The sequence below is a fragment of the Marinicellulosiphila megalodicopiae genome (assembly GCF_045862395.1).
Taxonomy (GTDB): Bacteria; Pseudomonadota; Gammaproteobacteria; order Pseudomonadales; family Natronospirillaceae; genus Marinicellulosiphila; species Marinicellulosiphila megalodicopiae.
The window spans coordinates 407,114-431,526 of sequence record NZ_AP023087.1 but is presented as its reverse complement, the minus strand read 5'-3'; the positions used below and the strand labels follow the sequence as shown (position 1 = coordinate 431,526).

The window sequence follows — 24,413 nt, the reverse complement described above, 5'->3', positions numbered from 1 at the left end:
GATTATGAGTAAAGACAACATCTATCAACATGCTCACACACAGGTGGCAGATTTTACGTTTGATAAAAAAGTCGCCAATGTGTTTCCTGATATGATTCAACGTTCGGTGCCAGGCTACAGTCATGTTATTGCCATGATCGGATTACTGGCGGGAAAATATGCCCAACCCAATTCCAATCTTTACGATTTGGGTTGTTCATTAGGTGCGGTGACTGCATCAATGCGTCACAACGTCAAACAAACTGGCTGTAACATCATTGCGGTTGATAACTCACAAGCCATGCTTGATAAGTGCGAAGTGAACATCAACAGCGAAGAGTCGATGTTACCGGTGCAATTTAAATTGGCCGACATTTCTGAAATAGAAATTATCAATGCAAGTGTGGTTGTCTTAAATTTTACATTACAATTTATCAAACTTGAAAAACGCCAAGCGTTGTTAGAAAAAATTTATCACGCCATGCCAAAAGGTGGTGTGTTAATTATTTCTGAAAAATTAGATTTTGCAGACTCGTCGTTAAATGAATTAATGATTGAAAACCATCATCAATTTAAACGCGCAAATGGATATAGCGATTTAGAAATTGCACAAAAACGCAGCGCCATTGAAAACGTATTAATTGCCGAGACTTGGCAAACACACGAAAGCCGATTACAAACCATTGGTTTTGCGCACCCTCATATTTGGTTTCAAAGCCTTAACTTTTGTTCAATCATGGCCATCAAATGAGCCACTCTAATATGACCCAGTCCAACATGATCAGTTTTCAAAAATTTTTAGACGCACTTCCAGAAGAATACGACAATTACAAACCAGAATTAGAAATCGCCATTAACAATAAAATGGCCACCCATAATGATGGCAACCTACGTCGTTGGATGAAGTTATTAGACAATCCATTTACACAAATTACCGATCACAAACTACTAGATCAGTCTTGGGTAAGTGTAGGCAAACAAACTGATTTAAATGAACAAGACACACACACCCTAGATACTTACATTCAAGGATTAATGCCTTGGCGTAAGGGGCCGTTTGAGTTGTTCGACAAAAAGATCGACACCGAATGGCGCTCTGACTTTAAATGGGAGCGCATTGTAAATCAGTTGGGTGATTTGTCTCATCTGAATATTTTAGATGTAGGTTGTGGAAATGGTTATCATTGTTTACGCATGAAAGCCGCCGGTGCAAAAACCGTAATGGGCATTGATCCTGCTTGGTTATCAGTTTGCCAATTTCAATTGATTAACCACTTCTTACAAGAACCCACAGTCAGTGTGTTGCCGTTTACCCTTGAAGAAATTCCACAGAATTTAAATTTATTTGATATGACCTTTTCAATGGGTGTCTTATATCACAGACGTTCGCCCCTTGATCATATCGCACACTTACACAGCACACTAAAAACAGGCGGTACGCTTGTGTTAGAAACCATGGTAATCGATGGGCAACTTGGTGAAGTATTAGTGCCTGAAGGTCGTTACGCGCAAATGAATAACATCTGGTTTTTACCAAGCGTACCCACACTAATCAGCTGGTGTAAAAAAATGGGCTTTGAAGACGTGCAGTGTATTGATTTAAATCAAACCAGCACCGACGAACAACGCTCAACAGAATTTAAACCTGGCACCTCGTTACAAGATTATTTAGATCCAACTAATCCCGATCTAACAATTGAAGGTCACCCAGCGCCAAAGCGTGCAACATTAATTGCAAAAAAATCCAGCGGACGATTAAAGCGCTATGCTTGAGATTGCATTTGATTCTGTGGTTTTATTCGATTCTATTATTTTATTAATAGTCGCTTTTGTTTCCAATACACTATCTGCATTAGCAGGCGGTGGTGCAGGCTTAATTCAATTACCCGCGCTTTTATTTTTAGGGCTTTCATTTCAAACGGCTCTTGCCACCCATAAAATAGCCTCCGTCTTTTTAGGGCTCGGCGCCAGCATCGCCCACTTAAAAAGTGGACACCTAACCAAAACCCTCACCATATTAATGTTAGCCTTCGGCATACCCGGCGTCATGTTAGGTGCGTTCACCATAGTAAAGATCGACGAACAACTCGCGCAATTTTTATTAGGCATATTAACCATAGGCTTAGGGGTTTACTCAATATTCAAACCCAAACTAGGTTTAACCGCCGATTTAAAAAACCAACATTTTTTTGGGTTTTTATTAGGTGGTTTGGGGTTATTCTTTTTAGGATTTTTAAATGGATCACTCACCAGCGGTACAGGATTATTTGTCACACTTTGGTTGGTGTCATGGTTTGGTTTAAGCTACAAACAAGCTGTCGCGTTCTCATTAGTGTTAGTGGGCATCTTCTGGAATGCCAGTGGCGCCGTAACATTAGCGATCACCACAGAGCCTCAATACACATGGTTGCCTGCCCTAATTATAGGATCACTCATTGGAGGTTATACAGGTGCAAGGTTGTCACAAATTAAAAACAACCAGTTTATAAAACGCAGTTTTGAGATCGTGACGATTTTGACTGGGATTGCTTTGATTATTAAGGTTGTGGTTTAAGAGTTGATAGTTTGACAGCATAAATGCTGACCTACGGTTTTGGATTATTTCGTAGGTCGAGCTTTAGCTCGTCACAGTATTACATAGTTGGTTGAATTGAATCAGTATCATCCAAAAATTAAGCCCCTTCCTCTTCTCTTATTTTTTTTCTAATTGATATTATTTTATTTTTTAATTTCGGATCAATTTGCGCCTGAGAATTAAGCTTACCAACTAATCTATTATGCAAATCCTCAAAATAGCACATCCCACCTGCCTTCCATAACTCAATATCTTGAAAAATGCTTTTATGCAGTTTATTTGAAACAAATAGCTTACCATCTTTAATAGCAACACCAGTGACTATTTTAAATTGTGTTTTATTATAAAAATTTGTTTTTTTTGGGTGTAGGTTATGACCGTATGATTTAACAATATTTCTAATATTTAATTCAAAATCTTGAGGTATCGTAGAGCCCGAAAAAGTCAAATCATCCACATATAAAGAAAAATTCAATTTATGTAACAATGCCAAATTGTTAATCTTTGTGAACATTGGATAATTAGCCCAGAATGCTATAGGCATACTCAATCTACTTCCAGTTGGAACGAATTCATTAAATGAACAGATTATAGCTAATAACCCCGATACATCAGGAGAAGCTTTTAATGTTTTATGAAAAAAATTATAGATATGTGTTTTTTTAGTTGAAGAATAAAATGATCTAATATCAGCAGTCATTACATCTTCAGAATCGAGATGACTTGAAGCATTGGTAATATGGGATCTTAATTTAACACCTGAATGTAAATATGATGGTGTAGTAATTCTGACTAATAGACTTGCTATCCTTGTGTGTATAACCTCTAAATCATTAATTGGTTTTTGTATTAATCTAGGTTTTTTACCACTATGATCCATAAACTCATGATAATTTTCATTACTACGTAATGCATTCAATTTAGGCAAAGTAGTATGTAATATTTCTGCCAATTTCTTTTTGCTATTTAGCTTATAAAATATAGAATCTTTAATAGCGTACGATTTATTTTTAGAGTCAATTTTAAGTTTATACTTTCTTTTTTGATTCATTTCGTTCAACTACCCATTCCATTACATCTAACAACTTACTTCCTAAACCAACACGCACTTTATTAGAAATATTATTCTTTTTTTTATTTTTTATTGAATCAGAAAAAAATATTAATGAAGAAACGGGAACATCAAAGAAATTTGAATACTTTAAGAGGATATCACTATCCATTGGCTTTTTACCTGATTCAATTTCAGATACATACAGTTTGGAAACACCTAAAATTTCAGAAAGCTCAAGTTGAGTATACTCATTATATTGCCTTATGATTTTTACAGCTCTATTTATCATTTTCTATTCCAAATTAAAAACTAAGGAAACACTCATCCGTCATCCCCCATAATCAACTCTACTATTTTAACGATTAGTTTCGCGATTACTATCGCAAGCTTAAACCATTTCCACATAGAGTCTTTTTTTGGTTTTTTCTGGACAAGTGCCAGCCAAATATTGCTAATTGTACTTTTCATACTTTTCTCCTAATCATCCAAACCGAATTGGTCTGGCTCGCCCGTGATTAGTAGTGAGAGTATTTGGCTATGATCCTCGTTTTCCACGCAGTGGATTCTCGCCTACTGCGTGGTACTCACAAATGCGTTACATATGCTTCAAGGTATATCTCAAGTAACTTACACAATATACTGTGCAATTATATTCAAGTTAACTGTGTAGCGTATGAACAACTGTGGGTGATGTCGGTAGAGAATTAAATCTCCTCGAGCTATAAAGCTCAGCAGTAATGGGCATCGCTCTCATTCTTAGCAATAAGACGATACTAAATGGACAGAGTCAAAATGTAAAGTTGTATAGTTGTTTATCAAAAAACTCAGTGTTATTAGGTATTCCAATTATTACATTTAAGCTTAATTAATATTAAAGAGACCAAGATGATCTACACCTTAATAGTTATCACAACCCTACTTCTACTCTGGCCAACAAAAAAAACAAAATCAATATTCAAACAAAAGCCAAGCATAAAGAAATTCACGCAAGGCAAAGCCAGTATCATCTGGCCCAACCCAAACAGCACAGAAGTAGCGGGTGCAGGTTGTGGCGTGGCCATTAATAAAACAGGCGACGTCGTTTATTTACAACGTGTCGGGCATTCGTTTTTTAACGATACAATCATCCCTGAGCCTGTGGTATTTGTGATTGATGTGCAAACGCAAAAAGTCAAAACTAAATGGGGAGCCAACCAGTTTAAAGCGCCTCATAGTATTACAATTGATAACCAAGACAATGTGTGGATCAGTGATACCACCTTAAACAAAGTGTTTAAATTTGATAGTAACGGCACACTTTTAATGAGCTTTGGCAAAGACTATTCATTGATAAAACAACTTAACCGAAGCATTACCCTACACCGACCGAAGCTTGCTAAAATTCGTAATCGTTTGAATATTTTTAACTATTTTAATTTACCCTTTTTAAACAACCCTTATTATTTTGCCATGCCAACGGGAATTGTGGTGAGTGACAACGGCGACTTTACCGTGGCGGACGGTTATATAAATAGTCGTGTTGCTAAGTTTGATGCCAAGGGAAAGTTAATTTGGCAAGTACGTAAACTGGGCATCGACAAACAATCGTTTCACTTACCTCATGGCATTGCTCAAGATAATCAAGGACAGCTATACATTGCTGATCGCGCTAATGCTCGTATTCAAGTGTTTTCAAAAGAGGGTGACTGGGTGGCATCATGGGATGATGTAGCCCTTGGTAGGCCGTTTTCAGTGCAAGTTGGGCCTGATCAATTACTGTATGTGGTGGATGGTGGCGACATTCTTCACGGTCAAAAAAACGATCTTAGAAGTCAGGTGATTGTGATGTCACTGACAGGTGAAATAATAAAACGCTGGGGTGTTTGGGGGGCGCGTTAGGTGAGTTAAAAGTCCCCCATGATATTGCGGTGGATAAACAGGGCAGTATTTATGTGGCGGAATTGCAGAATAATCGATTGCAGAAATTTGAGTTGGATGGTTTGTCAGCCTGAGGCAGACCTACGGTTTTGGATCATTTCGTAGGCCGAGCTTTAGCTCGTCATAACCCCCATTGTATTGCCAAAAAATTCGGCATTATTTTTTGAATTAAATTATCCCATTACAGGCCAGCATGCGATCAAATTGTGGATATTTTAATGTGATTGATAACTGCCTTCAAAATTTTAGCCAGGACTGTATTCCAATAGTAGATTGATAGTTATTCATTTTTTATTTTTCAAGGAATTTCAATGAAAACACCCATCCAAGAAATAGCGTACTTTTATAATGACATTATAGATTTTTCTGAATTAATTAATTTTTCACAACGATTATGGCCAGAGGAACTGAATAGATATGAAGCTAGTCTAAAAGTCGAAGATACAGATGTTGACGATAGATTTAATAATCGAACAGATTTATATGGCAAACTATCTACAGAATTCCCTCAACTTCAGAGACGTTCATACCTTGTTATGCTTTTAGCGTTATTTGAGGATTTTCTAAATCAACTTAGTGACAGCATTAAGGAGGATGAAAATATAGTGGATAATCCATTCGATATTGATGGAAAAGGAATTGATCGTGCAAAAAAATACATTTCAAAATTCTCAAAAATCAACTTCCCATCTAACTCAAAAGAATGGCAAAATATAAAAAAAGCACAATCTATTAGGAATTTAATTATTCATGCTGGAGGACACATTGATTTAGATAAAAAAATCAAAGAGTTGAAAATAATTTCAGAAAATAAAAATTTAGATATTGAGTATTTTGCAAGAACACATATTACTATTGAGCAAAGTTACTTAACTGATCTAATTTCAGATTTATTAAATTTTAGTAATTATTTAACTCATGAATATCAGTAATATACACAATAAAATTAAAATTTATTCTCTACAAAATCTGTTTTAAACTTGTTGATTTAAACATTATCGCTATAAAAAATAAATTTAATATTCAATCAAATCCATAACTAATAAATTCACACAAACCCAAACAGCACGGAAGTACCGGGGGCGGGTTGTGGTGTCGCCATCCATAAAACAGGCGGCATCGTTTACTTACAGCATGTCGGGCATTCGTTTTTTAACGATACGATAATCCCTAAACCTTTGGTTTTTGTGATCACTTCTGGAACAAAAGAAGTTAAAAACTAAATAATAAGCGCATCTTTTTTTGCTGTGAATAAACATTTAAGTATATTTATGTGAAACGTTCATAACCCTCCATTGCGTTGCAAATACTCAATTGAAATAGAGTTCAATAACTATTAAACCAACTTATTGTGTTTTAACTAGCACAATAAAAATTTCAGAAAAAATCAAAAAACCTGTGCTAGGATGTTTAGGTGTATAAAAACTGTTATATAAAAGCTGTTATTCACTTTTATGCATTCATTCATTATTTTCCAAAAGGGACCAACTATGCGAAAAATTAATCTTATAAGTTCAATAGCTACATTATGTTTTGTCAGTTTATCTGCAATGGCGCAACCTGTTCTGATTGACGAATTCAAAACTAAAGAAGGGCCTCTCACTATTGTCGAGCAAAATTGGCAAGATGGCGATAATGTGTTGAATCAATTCAGCACTAAACAAATTAAACGCGAACATAAAAATAAATATAAGCATAAACACAAAAAAGCATTACCTATCGTGATTTTAGCCTCATCATTTAATGTGACGATTGATCATTTAAGTATCAGCAGTACAGGAAAATATTTAGACAGCTTTGAAGCTGTGTTGGCAAAAGCAGGGTTTGAAGTGTGGGTCATTGAAGATCGTATGTTGTTTGGCGATGCGAGTATTTGTGAACAAAATGACTGTTCAATTATGCAAACATGGGGACTGGATCAACGCGTTGAAGATATTAAATGGTTAAAAGATCATGTGATTAATGCAGGTAATCAAGAGGTGGTAGTCGGAGGCATAACAGGTGGCGGTATGGCGGCTATTGCGACGGTTAATCGTTATCCTGATGATTTTGTAGGTGTGTTTTCAACGGGCGCTTTGTATTCCAATGATATAGAAACTCAAATTCATAATATGCAAAGTTGTGATGATTTTAAAATGGCTCAATCCCAAGGTGTCGATTATTTAAATGTGCTTGAAGGATTCGACCCAGTCATATCATTAGCACGATACTATCCAGAACAAGACAGCCCTATTTTTATGGGACTCACTAATAAACAAACATTACTCACCATTTTAGGTGTACCCGGATTTTTGGGTAAAAATGCCTATAGTGCCAGCTATGTATTTGGCTTAGCAAAAACCGATTTATCTGATTTTAAATATGTCGATATCGAATTATTTTATCGTGATTACGATACCTTTGGTCATTTAGCTAGCGTACAACATCACTTAGATATTAATTGTGCATTCACAGGCGAGCGCACATTTACCGATCAACTAGAATATTTTAACGGCGATGTATTATTGCTCGGAGGTGGCGGCGCGATGACACCAATGTTAGTTGATACAGGTGATTTATTTACACAGGCCAATGTTAAAGTTGTGAATAATCCCATTGACGGTGGCGAGGCTGATAATTATTTAATTGATAGTCAGATTCGTAAAAAAATACTCGATAGAAAAATTATTAAATGGATTAGAAAATTAGATAAATAAATAATAGAAGTGACGTATTTATGAATGCGTCGCTTTTTAGTTCTGAATTTTTCAATTAGCTGGAATATACAAACAACGACTCTACATCAAAATCAAAATCAAAATAAACATACTCCACCATTCAAAACTTAATGGATTTAGCTATATCACATCCAATACTCAAAATTCCACGTAAAACAAAATGACTAAAATAATAACCACTTTCACATACAAATAGGCTTTCACTATGCACTTTTCACTACCTGACATCGAAAACATGGACCATCGCTTTAAAGTGAATTTCATTAATTCTCTTTCAGGTTTTAAGTCCGCCAATTTAGTTGGTAGCATCGATAAAAACGATCAGCATAATCTTGCCATTATTAGTTCGGTATTTCACTTAGGTGCTGACCCTGCTTTGATGGGTTTTATAAATCGACCTGACAGTGTTGAGCGTCATACGTTAAGCAATATTATTGAAACTGGATTTTTTACGTTAAATAACGTCACCCAATCTATGTACAAACAGGCCCATCAAACCTCGGCGCGATATGCTAAAACAGAATCTGAATTTGATGAAACAGGTTTAATACCGATTTTTAGTAATACTATTGCCGCCCCTTATGTTGAACAATCAACAGTCAGAATTGGTTTAGAGTTAGTAGAGCAATCTCAAATAAAATACAACAACACCCATTTAGTTATTGGTAAAATTGTAGAAGTGATTGTGCAAGATAATGTTATTCAAAATGATGGATACATTGATATTGAACAGTTAAACACAGTTGCTGTTTCAGGGTTGGATAATTACCACACGACACATCGTTTAGAACGATTAGCTTATGCAAAATCTGGGGTTCAGCCAAAACCATTAATTATTTAATCTTTCACTTTAATTTACGTTGTTAAAGGTTAATGGTTGGAGGTTGGAGGTTGGAGGTTGGAGGTTGGAGGTTGGAGGTTGGAGGTTGGAGGTTGAATAATAAGCTAAATACGATAATACTTAAGGAAATATTAAAAAAGAGACACCGATGAAAAACTCACTGATTCAAAACATTCCTAAAGCAGAATTACATTTACATATTGAAGGATCACTGGAGCCTGCTTTGATGATGCAGCTTGCAAAAAAACACAATGTACCACTGCCTTACAATAGCATTGAGCAAATTCAAGCGGCTTATAATTTTGATAATTTACAATCGTTTTTAGATTTGTATTATTTGGGAGCTGCGGTTTTACAAGACGAAGACGATTTTTATCAACTGATGATTGCTTATTTTAAAAAATGCCAAGAAGATAATATTAAACATTGCGAAATAATGTTTGATCCGCAAACCCATACTCATCGTAATATTCCATTTAAAGTATTTATGAATGGTTTTAAAAAAGCAATGAACGAAGCCCAAGAAACAATGGGCATATCAAGCCAATTAATTATGTGTTTTTTACGTCATTTAGATGAAGATGATGCGATAAAAACATTAGAACAAGCAAAACCCTTTTTAAATATGATTAGCACTGTAGGGCTTGATAGTTCCGAGGCAGGTAATCCCCCTGAAAAATTTCAAACTGTATTTAAACAGGCAAAAACATTAGGTTTAAACTGTGTAGCACATGCAGGCGAAGAAGGTCCTGCTGAATATATTTGGAGCGCATTAAATGACTTAAACGTTCAACGTATTGATCATGGTGTACGCTGTGTTGAAGATGAAATATTAGTTGAGCATTTAATTAATACTCAAATGCCTTTAACTGTGTGTCCATTATCAAATATTAAATTATGTGTATTTGATAATATGCAACAACATAATATTATTTCTTTGTTAAATAAAGGTATGTGCGTCACTGTTAATGCAGACGACCCCAGTTATTTTGGTGGTTATTTAAACGATAATTTTTACGCCCTAGATGAGGCTTTGTGTTTAAGTGATGAACAAATTAAACAACTTGCAATCAACAGTTTTAATGCAAGTTTTTTAAGTGATGCAGACAAATCAAAATGGATACGCAAAATTCAACAATTCTAAACTCAACAATTCTAAACTCAACAATTCTAAAAAATAAGGCGCTTGTTTTAAAAATTAATATTAAAAACAAGCGCTCATTCACCAACACTTCCTTAGAAAAATTAATTTATTCCCAAACGTCTGTATTCGCCTATACATCTAACTAACAAATCCTTAAAATCTCTGCTTTGTTTATTTGGGAATATACCATCGTGAAAGCTTTGATTGCTGCAAGTATTAAATATCAAGACAACCAATTATTAATATTGGATCAATACCTTTTGCCTCACGAACAAGTTTGGCATGAATGCGAATCAATAAGAGAAATGATTCATTTGATTCAGTCTTTGCAAATCAGAGGCGCACCTGCCATTGGCATTGCTGCCAGTATATTAATTGCTATGCTAGCTGAACGAGGAACATCCAAAATGGAATTAACTCAAGCCATCAGTGATTGTCGCGCTGCCCGCCCTACTGCTGTAAATTTAATGAATTGTATGGATGCCATGCAACAGGCTTTAGAACAATCGGAATTTGTTGATGCGCTTGTTATCACGGCAGAAAGTATTTTTGAACAGGACCGCTTAATGTGTGACGCCATGGCTACGTTTGGCGCGCAATTAATTAACGATGGCGATAATTTACTGACCCATTGCAACACAGGTGCGCTGGCTACAGCAGGTGTAGGTACAGCCTTAGGAGTGTTTCTACACGCCCATCAAGCAGGTAAAAACATTCATGTTTGGGTAGATGAAACCCGACCACTATTACAAGGTGGCCGCTTAACCGCTTATGAATTAGGCAATTGGAAAATAGATTACACATTAATTTGTGACAATATGGCGGCCAGTTTAATGGCAAAAGGTAAAGTGGATAAAATATTTGTCGGCGCTGATCGAATTGCTGCAAATGGCGATTTTGCTAATAAAGTTGGCACTTATAATTTAGCGGTTTTAGCTAACTTTCATAACGTTGAATTCTATGTAGTCGCACCAGTGACAACACTTGATATAGATTGTGAAAGTGGGACACATATTCCAATTGAGCAGCGTGCCTCTTCTGAAGTCACCGGTGTAAGTGGAAGCTTTGGATCTTGCCAATGGGCTCCCAAACAAGCCAAAGTTTATAATCCTGCTTTTGATGTGACTCCTGCTAATTTGGTTACTGGCTGGGTGTTAGATACTGGGGTTTATTATCCGCAAGATGTATTAAATGGTTGCTTAAAAACATTATAAAATACCGCTCACAGGGAAGTGATAGGTTAGAGGTTAGAGATAATAGAAAAAACGACCTAAGTTAAAACACCATTAGCTGAATCCCTGATAAAAATATAGTCAAGGACAGCTAAATATAAACCTAAGGTTTTAAAAGTGTCACGCTTATCATTTTTAAACCACTAATCCAAAAGAGGAAACTTTGTTGCGATGTCTGATTCGGTACTATTTGCCACCCAACCTGCTTCATTATTAAAAAAGCGAATCGCTGTAAACATTGGATCACTTCCCATATCAAACCAATGTTTGGTATTAGCAGGTACGCAAATCAAATCCCCCTGGGTGCATAAAACTTGAAAAACTTTCTCGCCAATATGCAGACAAAATAACCCTTCTCCTTTCACAAAAAAGCGAACTTCATCTTCACTATGTTGATGTTCAAATAAAAACTTAGCTCGCATCATCGCTGCATTTGGATTGCCTTTATCCAATGAAATCACATCAACAGTTTGATATCCGCCACTGCCTTGAATTCGATCTAGATCGGCCTTATAAGCATACAACACAGCATCAGTGTTATTAACATCTACTTGATAAGTGTCCCAAGTTTCAAAAGTGACACCCACTTTATGTAATTGTTCTTTAATTTCTAAAGAATCAGTGCTGTTAAAAATAGAAGATTGTGTGTCAGCTTGAATGTCGCTGTCGTTAAAAATGGTTAATTCGCTCATTGGCTTTTCCTGTAAATACTGCAATTGCATAATTTTGCAGTTCGAAATTGTATTTGTCTATAGTACTAAATATAACGACCAATCGCATAGGCTAAATAACAGACTGATTAAAACGAATGGATTAACTCAAAGAATTTATAGGATTAGATTTGAACTGGCTGTTCATTATGGGTTGTGAGTTGTGAGTTGTGGAAAATTATAACTTGTTTTTATTTATTAATTTTAACAGGGCGATAAATATAATACGTGAAACGGCAAGTTTTAATTAATTTAGGCCGAGCAAAATTTACAGGACTATCCCTCGATGGAAAATTTATTCAATTACACTTAAGAAGATGAATGGGCTTCTTAAATCTAAGTTAATTAATTACTACTGAAAATTCCCACGTAACACATCTTGAGCACTAAGTGGTTCAAACACTTGATTGATGCACAATAAGTCAATGCGATCGAGCTTATCTAAGCTATTCCATAGCATTAAAAATTGTCTTAAAGAAATATTTCCAGTATTTTCAAAACGTTTTATTGTGGATTCTGGTACATGGCTTGTCAAAGCAAGCTCTCGTCTTGATATATTTTGAGTTTTACGCTGTTTTTTTAAAAACTGGGCTAAATTTTCTTGCAACTCAATGGACGTAACTTGTGGCAACATAACGATTCCCTTTTTATGTAGATAGATATTTAAATTAAACTCTTAATGAGTATAGTCTGTTTTAAATAGTTTGTGAGATAGGAAATACTGTGGATAAACTTAGATTTTATTTGCTTATCCACATTTTAGAACGAAATTATGGCTATGTTTAAAAATTATGTTGCTGTATCTGCAACAGCTTGAATTCTAACAATTTTTCCTGCTCATTTAAATTTTCAGAAAACACCTGATATTTATGCCAAGCCAACATCCTAAACCACCCCAAATATTTCGGTAAATACTTACTCGCCACCCCATGCATTTTTAAATACCACTGCTTCAATTGTGAGTGATAATTGTTGATATTTTGAATATGAAACACGCCTTCTTTAGTGCGCGCATTAGTTAACACAATATGATGCAAATGATGATTTTCACAAATTTGATGATACGCAGGCTGGCCGTCAGTACATAAAATGGATTCATCCACAATTTTTGAGCCTAAATTCATCTCGATTTCGTCACCGGTTACCTGTTTTAAAACATGATCAAACTCGTGATGATTCCGATCCATAGCGGTCAACACTGCCACCCAATCTGTATTATTAAGCCCTTTTGTTGAGGTTTTTGTGCCGCGTTTTCGCGCTGGTCGATTAAGATGTTTGTCGCCTTTTTTAGATTCTCGAAAGTATGTTTCGTCAGCCTCAATAATGCCTTCAAGCCTGTCTTCAAAGGTGTTTTCGGCTGCATTCATATAACGGTGGCGCCAGTTAAAAGACGTCACCGAACTGATGCCCACTTTTTTAGCACAAACCCGAATGCTGTCTTGATCCAACATGTGCTCTAAATAGGCTTGCCAGTCATCGGCTTTATGCTGATAAAAATACGCGCTGCCTCTTGTGCAAACAAAAGTCTTTTTACAATGATTACAATAAAACCGCTGGCGGCCGTTGCTTTTGCCGTATTTTCGCAAACGCTCACTTTCGCAATGAATGCATTTTCCATGAGAAATGCACTCTTTTGCTAGGCGCTCTAAAATGGGGTTTTCTTGCAATGTTAGTGTTTGGGCAAGCTTTTGTTTTTGTACCGGGTCTAATTTAGCGGCTTGTTTAATTAATTTTTGAAATTGTTGGCGGTTCATACTTCGATCTATCATTAAGGTATAACTTTAGGATAGATCGTGAAATGAATTTTGCTAGTAGCAACAAAAATGTTAAACATAGCCAAAATTATTATTGGTTATCCACATGAACCAATAATGCGATACTTTCCTGAGCAAAACCCTGCCCAACTTCTTTTTGATAATTAAAAACTGTATCAGCACCATATTGCTCAAGTTTTTTCGCATCATCACTGTATTGTGTTACTGCTGCAATTTTACCTGTATAGTTTTTCATTTTAAGTTGGATAATGACGTTTTTCATGTCTTCCATACTTGGTAATGCAAGCATAATTAATTTAACCTCATTGAGGTTAATCACTCCCCAAAATTCTCCATCTTCCGCATCGGCTAAGGCCACATTTCTACCAGCTTCTTTGTGAGACTGAGCACGATCAGAGTCCGCATCCACACCCCACACTTTATTTCCCAATACAATTTTTAATGAATCATAACTTGAGCTGCCGACACGCCCCATTCCCACAATCAAAACATTTGCACCAATAGGTGGATTAGTACAAATATCGGTAATGGTTTGTTTTCTTTCAAAAAACACAATCAAAGGTTTATATTTAACAAACATCACATGGGCAAATTTAAATACCACACTTGTAATAATAAACGACACACTGATCGATAATGCCATAGCAACCAACCATTGATCGCTTATCCAGTTTTTATCCGTCGCAATATCAAGCACGATTAAACCAAATTCGCTGAAGTTCATTAATGCTAGAGAGGATAAAAATGCCGCCCTTGCACGTAGGCCTACTAAAATCAAAACGGAAAAAAACAACACAAATTTCACCGGAATCATCATTACTAGAAGACCCGTTAATAACCAGGTTTCACCAGTTGGAAGCGCACTAAATCCAATTGCTAAGAAAAATCCAATTAAAAAGAAATCTTTAAAATTCATTAATGATTTATAAAGCTCGGCAGATTTTGGATGTCCACTGATTAACATACCCACCAATAAAGCACCTAAATCTCCTTTTACTCCACAAAACTCAAATAATGAATAACAACCTAGCGCCAAAAAGAACCCCGCTAAGGGTAATAATTCGGCATGACCTGCACGGTTTAAAATTTCAGAAATCAATATCCGACCAGGAATAATCAACAATAACCCAATTGCCCAAATTTCAGGAATAGAGCCTTTTGCCACAACCAAAAAAATAACCGCTGCAAAATCTTGAATAACTAAAATACCTAATGAAACTTTTCCATGACGGGTTTTTAACTCGCCTTTTTCTTCAAATATTTTTGCAATACAAATGGTTGATGAAAAACTCAAACTAAACGCAATTAATGCAAGCATACCAATTGAGACATCAAACAATAACCATGCAGTTGCAGTGCTGGCTAAAGTAAATAAGCCACTTATAATTACAATAATTGAACCCATTGGGGCAATGGCACCTGCTAAAACAGGTGTACTGACTAAATCCTTAATTTTAACTTTAAGACCAATAGTAAATAATAAAAGCGTGATACCCAAATCTGCCAGTACGTCAAACAAGCTGGCATCTATTTGCTCACCATAAAATCTAAATAACACAAATCCAGAAAACAAATACCCAAGCATAGGGGGCAAACCAATTTGCTTAACAGCAAATCCAGCAATAAATGCAATTAAAATGATTAGGTATAGATCCATAGAAAACTCAAGAGAAGGAATTTGAAGTAACTACAGTGTAACAATGGATCTAGAGATGAGCTAGGTTTGATCGAAAGTATTTATAGGTACCTAGCAATAATCAGAGTCTATTTATTGATCAAGAATTTAATTAAATCAGCCTTAAACGGATTTATTATTTCAAAATTGTTTGAACGATTTTATGAAATTTTTCATCTGCCTTTGGCGTTTCAAAAAAACCGAATAAAGTATCAATAGTTTGTTCATCAAACATATAGTTGTTTTCTGTTTTTTGTTCGGTACGTTTTAAAGCGCGCTCTTTACATATTTCAAATGAAGTATCGATATAGACCATATTTAATTCACATTCAATTGTATTTGCCCATTGTCGCATTTGGTCACGTTCGTTTTTACTCCATCCGCCAAAATCAAGAATAACATCCACGCCATTATTTAAAAATTTCTCAGCCATTTTTTTAAATTGCGCCTCTAAAAATTCAATTTTTGAATCAAATACATCACGCTCCATATCAGCCTCACCAAACAATGGCAACATCCATTCATCAACTGTGAACCTTTGTACATTGGATTGGGCTTCAATTTTTTTGGCAAATGTTGTTTTTCCAGATCCTATAAACCCGTTTAAAATATAAAGTTTTGTCATAATATTTTCCTTTTTATAAAATATAAAAAAAGGCCACTTAAATGATTAAGCAGCCTTATTTAGTATTAATTAAAAGTAGTTTTTAATTAATGCCTTGAGATTTTAAATATTCTTCGTATGTACCTTTGAAATCGTGAATTTTATTGTCTTTGATTTCTAAAATTCTGGTTGCAAGTGACGATACAAATTCTCGGTCATGAGATACGAAAAACAATGTGCCTTCGTAGTTGTCTAACGCCTGGTTAATGGACTCGATGGATTCCATATCCATGTGGTTAGTTGGCTCATCCAGTACTAAAACGTTATCGCTTTGCATCATTAACTTACCAAATAATAAACGACCTTTTTCGCCACCCGAACAAACGGTAGATTTTTTCTCGATGGTGTCACCTTTAAACAATAAACGACCTAGAATTGAGCGAACGATTTGTTCGTCGTGCTCTTCTGTACGCCATTGTTCCATCCACTCTTGTAGATTCTTAGTCGCGTCAAACTCATGTTCGTGATCCTGTGCGTAATACCCTTTTGTTGCATTTTCAGCCCACTTGATGGTTCCGCCATTGGGTTCTAATTCGCCCACTAACAATTTCATTAGTGTGGTTTTACCTGCGCCGTTTTCACCTATGATCGCAACTCGTTCGCCAGCATCAATCATCAGGTCGGTACCTGAGAATAATGTTTCGCCGTCAAATCCATGAGTTAACCCTTCAACTGTCACAGCTAAACGGTGTAATTTTTTCTCTTGTTGGAAAACAATGTATGGGTTAACACGACTTGATGGTTTGATGTGATCTAATTGAATTTTATCAATTTGTTTAGCTCGAGACGTGGCTTGTTTTGCTTTTGATGCGTTTGCAGAAAAGCGCGATACGAATTGTTGTAATTCAGAAATCTGTGCTTTTTTCTTCGCGTTTTCGTTCACTAATTTTTCACGAGCAGCCGTGGATGCAATCATGTAATCGTCATAGTTACCAGGGTAAACACGTAATTCACCGTAATCGATATCAGCCATGTTTGTACAGACGGAATTTAAGAAGTGACGGTCATGGGAAATAATTACCATTGTGGATTTACGCTGATTTAATGTGTCTTCTAACCAACGAATACTGTTAATGTCCAAGTTGTTGGTTGGCTCATCAAGTAACAAGATATCAGGTTCTGCGAAAAGCGCTTGTGCCAATAATACACGTAGCTTCCAACCAGGAGCGACTTGGCTCATTAAACCGTAATGCAAATCAATTTCGATACCAGCACCTAATAATAATTCACCCGCTCGGCTTTCTGCGCTGTAACCGTCCATTTCAGCAAATTCAGATTCTAGATCGGCGACTTTCATGCCGTCTTCTTCGCTCATTTCAGGCAAAGCGTAAATGCGATCGCGCTCTTGTTTGACTGCCCAAAGCTCTTTGTGCCCCATGATTACCGTGTCTAAAACACTGAATTCTTCATAAGCGAACTGATCCTGATTCAACTTACCCACACGTTCGTCTGGGCTGATGGAAACGTTACCAGAAGACGCCACTAACGATCCGTCTAGGATTTTCATAAAGGTTGATTTACCACAACCGTTTGCGCCGATTAAACCATAACGATTACCGTTACCAAATTTAACACTGATATTTTCAAATAATGGCTTTGAGCCAAACTGCATGGTGACATTAGCGGTTGAAATCACAAGAAGGACCTATTTAGAGAGTTTAAGATTAGAGGGTTTAAAAATGCGCGCAATTTTAAAGCATCCTTGCTTATATTACAAAGTTAAAGAAGGATTGATATTTACTGATTTTTTGGATGAAAGTGCATAAACCAAAAACGCGTCGCTGCGATGACAACAACTGGGATTAATATAAAGTTTAATATAGGGATCATCATGGTCACCCAAATGATCAAACCAAATGAAAACGTTTTAGCGCGTTTCTCGTTTAATATGATTCGCATGTGATTAAACTGAATATTTTCATTATCAGCGGCGTAATCTAAAAACTGTAAAGCAGCCATCCAAATAGCAAAAACAATCCATAAAAATGGAGCGGCCAATCCAATAATAGGAATAAAACCTAAAATTAAAATTCCGATCGCACGAGGTAAAAAATACATAATTTTTTGCATTTCTCGGGCAAAAGATTGCACAGTAATTTGCGCAATATCCGATGGACTAAACGTGGATTCACTTTGATGTTCAACAATATGAACGGCTGTTTTTTCTGCTAACAAACCATTAAATGGACTTAATAAAATGGCAGCTAAAATCGTGAATGAATAATACATCATGGGAATTAATAAAATATAAAGCAAAATCTGAATCGCTGTTTGAGCAATTTTTACAATCCAGCCGTACCAGTTATCGGTTGCAAAACTGGCTAACGGATTAAAATCAGAGATCCAGTCAATCAGCCAATATGTCGCAGTAGCTAATAAGATAATATTAATTAAAAGTGGCAACCACACAAAAATCCGTAATGGTTTGTGAAAGGCTAAAGAAAAAGACGAAAGAAAAACGTGTAGTGCAGATTGATTCATAATAAAAATTTCAGTTTAAAAACGCAGCTTGTAATAAAGTTTGTGTATAAGGATGTTGCGGCGAATCAAACAATGTTTGATTTTTTCCGTGTTCAATAATTTTACCCTGTTTCATCACGTAAATATATTCACAAAAGGCTTTAACGACACTTAAATCGTGACTAATAAACACATAACTTAGTTGATACTTATCTTGTAATTGTTTGAGTAAAACGATGATATCTTTTTCAATGGTTTTATCTAGTGCTGAAGTGGGTTCATCCAATATCAAACATTTAGGCTGCATCACTAACGCTCGCGCCAATGCTATACGCTGGCGCTGCCCACCTGAAAACTCATGGGGATATCGCGTTGCCATTTGCGGATCTAACTTAACATCTATTAATGCTTGTTTGACTCTTTCTGCGCGAGTTTGTGTGTCTCCTATTTTATGTATTAACAAACCTTCTGCAATAATATCACCCACCAACATTCTTGGAGACAAACTACCAAACGGGTCTTGAAACATCATTTGCATATTTTTACGAATATCAGCAAAGTCCTGTTTGTTTTTATTTTCAATTTGTCTGTCTTCAAATTGATAGATGCCATCAAAGGACTCTAAGCCAATTAATGCTTTTGCAAAGGTTGATTTACCACTACCACTTTCGCCAATAATCGCGACTGACGTATTTTTTTCAATGGTGACTTGAATATCATTTACCGCTTTGTTATGTGCAACTATTTTTTGAAAAATTCCTTTTTTAATGGGATACCACACATTAAAGTTGTCACAACTTATTAAGTTGTCTTGTTTTTTATCAACATCAAATATCGAATCAATTAATCGGGTATTAATTAATGTTTGTGTGTAAGCATTTTGCGCATGGTTAAAAATTTCATCGGTATTGCCTTGTTCGACTATTTTACCTTTTTGCATCACTACCACTTTATCAGCAATTCGTTTCACCACAGATAAATCGTGAGTAATAAATAAAATAGTCAAATTTAAACTTTGTTGTAATGATTGTAATAATTCAATAATTTGCGCTTGGATCGTGACATCTAATGCGGTTGTAGGTTCATCAGCAATTAATAATTTAGGCTCATTAATTAATGCCATGGCAATCATTATGCGTTGCTGTTCGCCTCCAGAAAATTGATGCGGGAAATCTTGTAACCTTGCGCTCGCATCACGAATGCCTACTTTTTCTAGCCATTGTATAATTTTAGGACGCGACTGATTAACTGTTAACCCTTGATGAATCATTAACGTTTCACCAATTTGCTTTTCAATTCTGTGTAACGGATTAAGCGACATCATCGGTTCTTGAAAAATAAAACCAATATCGTTACCTCGAATCCCACGCAGTTGCTTATTAGATAATTCTAAAATATTGTGTTGATCAAAATCGATACGGCCTTGGTAATTAATATGATTGGCGTTTTCCAATAATCGCAACACACTCATAGCAGTGACCGATTTACCTGAACCACTTTCGCCTACTAAGGCTGTAATTTTTGCTGTTTCGACATTAAATGAAATATCATCCACAACAGGTGCTTGATGAGAAAACGCTAAGGAAAAATTTTCAAATGTTAATATCGATTTCATAAAATTTTATTCCTTGGATCAAACGCATCGCGCACCCCTTCACCTATAAACACTAATAAAATTGACATCAAACCTAACGAGCCAAAACTGGCAAATGCAATCCACGGTGCGTGTAAGTTTGCTTTGGCTTGAGATAATAATTCGCCCAATGAAGCAGAGCCCACCGGCAAACCAAATCCTAAAAAATCAAGGGACGTTAAAATAGTAATGGAACCTGCCAAAGCAAATGGCATTCCCGCCATTGTGGCCGCCATCGCATTAGGTAAAATGTGTTTAAAAATAATACGCGAGTCTTTCATGCCCATGGCTTTTGCAGCTAACACATAAGTAAAGTTTCGGCTTCTAAAAAACTCGGCACGCACGACACCCACAAACCCCATCCAGCCAAATAACAAAGTGATAAACATCAGCCAACCAAACGAAGGGGTAATAATACTGACTAAAATAATCAACATAAATAATGTTGGCATGCTTGACCAAATTTCCATAAATCTTTGAAAAATCAAATCAAACCAACCGCCGTAATATCCTTGTAATGCACCTAACGAAATACCAATAATTGCCGATAAAATCGTCACGCTAAAACCAAACAATACACTTAAGCGAAATCCGTACAGTATCACCGCAAATACATCTCGACCTTTATCATCAGTACCTAACCAGTTATCGGTTGTTGGGTGACTGGGCACTTCTGTGGGTGTATTTTTATTAATAGTTGAATAATGAAAACGCACTAACGGCCAAATGATCCTGCCGTTATTTTCTTGAATAATATCTAATAAATAAGGGTCGGTATAATCCGCAGGAAATTCAAACTCGCCGCCTAATTCTAACTCGCTATACTCTTTAAACATTGGAAAAAACGTACCGTTATCCGTTGAAATAAATAACGGCTGATCATTTGCAATTAACTCTGCAAACAATGTTAAAACAAAAAAACCAACAAATACCCATAACGAGATCATGCTGATTTTTTTATTTTTAAAGGTTTGCCAACGCTTTTGATTAATGACACTTAATTTCATTATTTAGCCTCAAAATCAATTCTAGGATCAATCACTGCGTACATAAAGTCGCTAATAATACCTAAAATTAAACCCAATAATGTAAATACAAATAATGTAGAAAAAATAACGGGATAGTCTCGCTGTATCGTAGTTTCGTAAAACAATAAACCTAACCCATCTAACGAAAAAATAATTTCAATAATAAGCGAGCTGCCAAAGAAAATACTCACAACCGCTGCAGGTAATCCTGAGGTAATTAATAACATCGCATTTCTAAAAATATGTTTATATAAAATTGCGGATTCCGTTAACCCTTTTGCGCGCGCTGTTAACACATACTGTCTTGAAATCTCTTCTAAAAATAAATTTTTAGTCAGCATCGTTAACCCTGCAAAACTGGTTAACACCATCGCAATAACAGGCAAGGTTATATGCCAAAAATAATCTTTGATTTGTGCAAAGGTGCTTAATTCATCAAAATTATTAGACACCAATCCACGTAGCGGAAACCAATCCCAGTATGAGCCACCTGCAAATAACACAATTAATAAAATCGCCAGAATAAAACTAGGAATCGCACTGGTAACTAACAATACCAACGTACTGTAATAATCAAATTTAGTTTGGTTAGTTAAGGCTTTTTTAATGCCTAATGGAATGGAAATTAAATACACAATTAACATTGACCATAAACCTAATGTGATTGAAACAGGCAAACGGTCGACAATTAATTCAACAACAGAACTGCCACGAAATAAACTGTCGCCAAAATTAAATGTCATGTAATCTTTTAACATAATGCCATAACGAACAAGCAACGGCTCATCAAATCCAAAACGCTGTTTGATTAACAACAACTCTTCATCGGTTAAACCACCTGCGCCTTGATATCCATCTGTTTTAGTATTACTTACTACTTCATCAGCATTTTCACCTGAAAGCCGATCTTTTAGTAAATTAATATCACCAATACCTTGTTGCTGTGCAATGTATTGATCAACCGGGCCACCAGGGGCTACTTGAATGATAAAAAAATTAATGCTGATGATTACAAAAAAAGTCGGAATCACCAGCATTAATCGACGAAGTAAATACGCTAACATTTAATTGGATTTCGCTTGTTCTAATGCTTTTACTTTTTGAGTGTCATACCACCAAGACTCCGATCCTAATGCATATTTTGGTGTCACATCAGGACGTGAAAATTTATTCCAATATGCCACTCGATATTTTGAAATATGCCATTGCGAAATTGAATAATGCCTCCACATTACCACACGATCTAACGCCCGACCGTATGCCAATAAATTTTCTTCGTTGTTTTGATTATCTGCAATGCCTTGTATCAAGTTGTCAATTAACGGATCGGTGGTGCCGACTGCATTATAAGTAGAATCTAAATAGTCAGTATGCCATTCAAAAAATAAATCTTCTGACGGAAAAGCGCCACCACCTAAATGGGCCACAACCATGTCATATTTTCGCTCACGCATTCTGTTAATGTATTGCGCACTATCGGTCATCACTTGGATATTCATTTTAATGCCGACTTTTTCAACGTTTTCTTTAAAGGGTATTGCCACTCGCTCCATGGTTTTGCCATATATAATTAATTCAAACTCAAACTGCTTACCGTTACTGTCTACTAATTTTCTCTCTGTATATGAATAACCCGCTTCTTTTAAAAGCTCTAACGCTTTTCGCATATTATCGCGAATATTGCCATCGCCTTTAGTGATAGGATTCTTAAATTCTTCTGTGAAAAGTTCAGCAGGTAATTGATCTTTAAAAGGCGATAAAATTTCTAATTCTTTAGCACTTGGTAAGCCACTGGCGGCATATTTTGTATTCATAAATAAGCTATAGTTTCGCTCATAAGCATTATAAAATAAATTTTTATTGGACCATTCAAAATCAAATAATAATCCTAACGCTTCACGAACTTTACTATTTTTAAATACTTCTGTTTTTATATTAAATGCAAAAGATTGATTCGCCATGGGTGTTTGATGTGTGATCTCTTCTTTTACAATTAGGCCATTCTCAAATTGATCACCGACATAACCGGTTGCCCATTTTTTTGCAATACTTTCAGATCTAAAATCGTATTCCCCTTTTTTAAAAGCTTCAAATAATACATCAGCATCTAAAAAATAATCGTATCGATAAAAATCAAAATTAGACAAGCCTTTATTAGTAGGATGATTGGTTGCCCAATAATTTTTATCACGTTCATAAATAATATATGAGCCCATTTCATACTCTTTGACTTTAAACTGACCACTGCCTAATGGAGGCTCGCTAAATGGTTCCGAGAAATCTTTATCTTGGTAAAAATGTTTAGGTAAGATAGTCAACCCAGCATTACTAAACAGTAGTGATTTTTCTCTTTTAGGCAGATTAAACCTAACGGTTAATTCATCTAATACCTCAACAGTTACGCCTTCATAATAAGTTTTAAATTGCGGGACACCATCACTCATAAATAAATTAAACGAAAAAGCCACATCCTCTGAAGTTATGGCTTTGCCGTCTTGAAACGTTGCTTTAGGATTGATGTGATAAATCACCCAAGAAAAGTCAGACGGATATTCGATATATTCTGCTATTAATCCATATAACACGGAATATTCATCGTTATTGCCTACCATCAACGTATCATACAAATAATCATCTATATTTGCTGGTGTTGAGCCTCGCTGGGCATAACGATTGAAATTATCAAATGTGCCAGTTGTCCCCAAACGCATTTCACCGCCTTTGGGTGCATCAGGATTAGCATATTGCCAGTGAGTAAAATCCTCTTGATAAAGCGGCTCGCCACGAAGCGCGATGGATTTACCTTTGAAGATTCTTATGTCGTGGAATTCTTCAGCTAGAAGATTGGTAGATAGTACAATTGTAAATATTGTCGCAGTAATTTGATGAATCAGTTTCAATTTCACACCCTCCCGTTAAGATTATTGAGATTGTTTTGAATGTGATTTGCAAAGCGAAGTAATCACTCACATACATTTCAAAGCAACTTTAAGCGCTCAAACTATATGT

24 protein-coding genes are annotated in these 24,413 nt (G+C 35.8%); 10 read left to right on the top strand and 14 right to left on the bottom strand.

Annotated features, from left to right (window positions below; all coding sequences use genetic code 11):
• Positions 1-4 precede the first annotated feature (4 nt).
• From cmoA to TYM08_RS01815, 3 genes are read left to right on the top strand one after another with little or no spacing between them, the layout of a single operon-like run.
• Positions 5-730 carry a carboxy-S-adenosyl-L-methionine synthase CmoA gene (gene cmoA / locus TYM08_RS01825; protein WP_422381271.1) on the top strand — a complete coding sequence of 242 codons (726 nt, stop codon included), beginning with the start codon at positions 5-7 and terminating at the stop codon, positions 728-730.
• A complete protein-coding gene (cmoB, locus tag TYM08_RS01820; RefSeq protein WP_422381270.1) occupies positions 727-1,752 on the top strand; it encodes a tRNA 5-methoxyuridine(34)/uridine 5-oxyacetic acid(34) synthase CmoB in 1,026 nt (341 codons plus the stop codon). The genes cmoA and cmoB overlap by 4 nt, the downstream gene beginning before the upstream one ends.
• Positions 1,745-2,533, top strand: a complete 789-nt coding sequence (locus TYM08_RS01815; protein ID WP_422381269.1) for a sulfite exporter TauE/SafE family protein — start codon at positions 1,745-1,747, stop codon at positions 2,531-2,533. The genes cmoB and TYM08_RS01815 overlap by 8 nt, the downstream gene beginning before the upstream one ends.
• Positions 2,534-2,651: 118 nt before the next feature.
• On the opposite strand, the gene TYM08_RS01810 is transcribed toward TYM08_RS01815, so the two are convergent.
• Genes TYM08_RS01810 through TYM08_RS01800 form a run of 3 tightly spaced genes read right to left on the bottom strand, consistent with a single transcriptional unit; the run spans position 2,652 to position 4,076 of the window.
• Entirely contained in the window at positions 2,652-3,605 is a 954-nt protein-coding gene (locus TYM08_RS01810) for a reverse transcriptase family protein (RefSeq protein ID WP_422381268.1), read from the bottom strand.
• A complete protein-coding gene (locus TYM08_RS01805; protein WP_422381267.1) occupies positions 3,583-3,897 on the bottom strand; it encodes a helix-turn-helix domain-containing protein in 315 nt (104 codons plus the stop codon). The genes TYM08_RS01810 and TYM08_RS01805 overlap by 23 nt, the downstream gene beginning before the upstream one ends.
• Before the next feature lie 32 nt (positions 3,898-3,929).
• The gene (locus tag TYM08_RS01800; RefSeq protein ID WP_422381266.1) at positions 3,930-4,076 is read right to left on the bottom strand and encodes a hypothetical protein; all 147 of its coding nucleotides are present in this window, start codon (positions 4,074-4,076) and stop codon (positions 3,930-3,932) included.
• Between the two features lie 417 nt (positions 4,077-4,493).
• Between TYM08_RS01800 and TYM08_RS01795 the strand changes: the two genes are divergently transcribed.
• From TYM08_RS01795 to mtnA, 7 genes are all read left to right on the top strand, one after another.
• On the top strand, positions 4,494-5,486 hold the full coding sequence (locus TYM08_RS01795; RefSeq protein WP_422381265.1) for a hypothetical protein: 993 nt from the start codon (positions 4,494-4,496) through the stop codon (positions 5,484-5,486).
• The gene (locus tag TYM08_RS01790) at positions 5,471-5,599 is read left to right on the top strand and encodes a hypothetical protein (RefSeq protein ID WP_422381264.1); all 129 of its coding nucleotides are present in this window, start codon (positions 5,471-5,473) and stop codon (positions 5,597-5,599) included. The genes TYM08_RS01795 and TYM08_RS01790 overlap by 16 nt, the downstream gene beginning before the upstream one ends.
• Before the next feature lie 237 nt (positions 5,600-5,836).
• A complete protein-coding gene (locus TYM08_RS01785) occupies positions 5,837-6,457 on the top strand; it encodes a hypothetical protein (protein WP_422381263.1) in 621 nt (206 codons plus the stop codon).
• 558 nt (positions 6,458-7,015) lie between these two features.
• Positions 7,016-8,221 carry a hypothetical protein gene (locus TYM08_RS01780; protein ID WP_422381262.1) on the top strand — a complete coding sequence of 402 codons (1,206 nt, stop codon included), beginning with the start codon at positions 7,016-7,018 and terminating at the stop codon, positions 8,219-8,221.
• A gap of 226 nt (positions 8,222-8,447) precedes the next feature.
• The gene (locus TYM08_RS01775; RefSeq protein WP_422381261.1) at positions 8,448-9,083 is read left to right on the top strand and encodes a flavin reductase family protein; all 636 of its coding nucleotides are present in this window, start codon (positions 8,448-8,450) and stop codon (positions 9,081-9,083) included.
• Between the two features lie 148 nt (positions 9,084-9,231).
• A complete protein-coding gene (locus tag TYM08_RS01770; protein ID WP_422381260.1) occupies positions 9,232-10,227 on the top strand; it encodes an adenosine deaminase in 996 nt (331 codons plus the stop codon).
• A 191-nt stretch (positions 10,228-10,418) separates the two neighbouring features.
• Positions 10,419-11,441 (top strand): S-methyl-5-thioribose-1-phosphate isomerase, encoded by a 1,023-nt coding sequence (gene mtnA / locus TYM08_RS01765; protein WP_422381259.1) that lies wholly within the window; start codon positions 10,419-10,421, stop codon positions 11,439-11,441.
• A gap of 161 nt (positions 11,442-11,602) precedes the next feature.
• On the opposite strand, the gene TYM08_RS01760 is transcribed toward mtnA, so the two are convergent.
• From TYM08_RS01760 to TYM08_RS01710, 11 genes are all read right to left on the bottom strand, one after another.
• Positions 11,603-12,151, bottom strand: a complete 549-nt coding sequence (locus TYM08_RS01760; protein ID WP_422381258.1) for a 1,2-dihydroxy-3-keto-5-methylthiopentene dioxygenase — start codon at positions 12,149-12,151, stop codon at positions 11,603-11,605.
• A 370-nt stretch (positions 12,152-12,521) separates the two neighbouring features.
• Positions 12,522-12,803: a helix-turn-helix domain-containing protein gene (locus tag TYM08_RS01755; protein WP_422381257.1), complete on the bottom strand. Its 282-nt coding sequence runs from the start codon at positions 12,801-12,803 to the stop codon at positions 12,522-12,524.
• 148 nt (positions 12,804-12,951) lie between these two features.
• The gene (locus TYM08_RS01750) at positions 12,952-13,923 is read right to left on the bottom strand and encodes an IS1595 family transposase (RefSeq protein ID WP_422381256.1); all 972 of its coding nucleotides are present in this window, start codon (positions 13,921-13,923) and stop codon (positions 12,952-12,954) included.
• A 91-nt stretch (positions 13,924-14,014) separates the two neighbouring features.
• The gene (locus tag TYM08_RS01745; protein ID WP_422381255.1) at positions 14,015-15,601 is read right to left on the bottom strand and encodes a cation:proton antiporter; all 1,587 of its coding nucleotides are present in this window, start codon (positions 15,599-15,601) and stop codon (positions 14,015-14,017) included.
• Positions 15,602-15,755: 154 nt separating this feature from the next.
• Positions 15,756-16,244 (bottom strand): AAA family ATPase, encoded by a 489-nt coding sequence (locus TYM08_RS01740; protein ID WP_422381254.1) that lies wholly within the window; start codon positions 16,242-16,244, stop codon positions 15,756-15,758.
• 82 nt (positions 16,245-16,326) lie between these two features.
• Positions 16,327-17,919, bottom strand: a complete 1,593-nt coding sequence (locus TYM08_RS01735; RefSeq protein ID WP_422381253.1) for an ABC-F family ATPase — start codon at positions 17,917-17,919, stop codon at positions 16,327-16,329.
• 101 nt (positions 17,920-18,020) lie between these two features.
• Positions 18,021-18,764 carry a sulfate transporter CysZ gene (gene cysZ / locus TYM08_RS01730; protein ID WP_422381252.1) on the bottom strand — a complete coding sequence of 248 codons (744 nt, stop codon included), beginning with the start codon at positions 18,762-18,764 and terminating at the stop codon, positions 18,021-18,023.
• Positions 18,765-18,774: 10 nt separating this feature from the next.
• Positions 18,775-20,358, bottom strand: a complete 1,584-nt coding sequence (locus TYM08_RS01725) for an ABC transporter ATP-binding protein (protein ID WP_422381251.1) — start codon at positions 20,356-20,358, stop codon at positions 18,775-18,777.
• Positions 20,355-21,383 (bottom strand): ABC transporter permease, encoded by a 1,029-nt coding sequence (locus TYM08_RS01720; RefSeq protein ID WP_422381250.1) that lies wholly within the window; start codon positions 21,381-21,383, stop codon positions 20,355-20,357. Before TYM08_RS01720 ends, TYM08_RS01725 begins: the two co-directional genes overlap by 4 nt.
• The gene (locus TYM08_RS01715) at positions 21,383-22,468 is read right to left on the bottom strand and encodes a microcin C ABC transporter permease YejB (RefSeq protein WP_422381249.1); all 1,086 of its coding nucleotides are present in this window, start codon (positions 22,466-22,468) and stop codon (positions 21,383-21,385) included. Before TYM08_RS01715 ends, TYM08_RS01720 begins: the two co-directional genes overlap by 1 nt.
• Positions 22,469-24,304 carry an extracellular solute-binding protein gene (locus tag TYM08_RS01710; protein WP_422381248.1) on the bottom strand — a complete coding sequence of 612 codons (1,836 nt, stop codon included), beginning with the start codon at positions 24,302-24,304 and terminating at the stop codon, positions 22,469-22,471.
• Between the last annotated feature and the right edge of the window lie 109 nt (positions 24,305-24,413).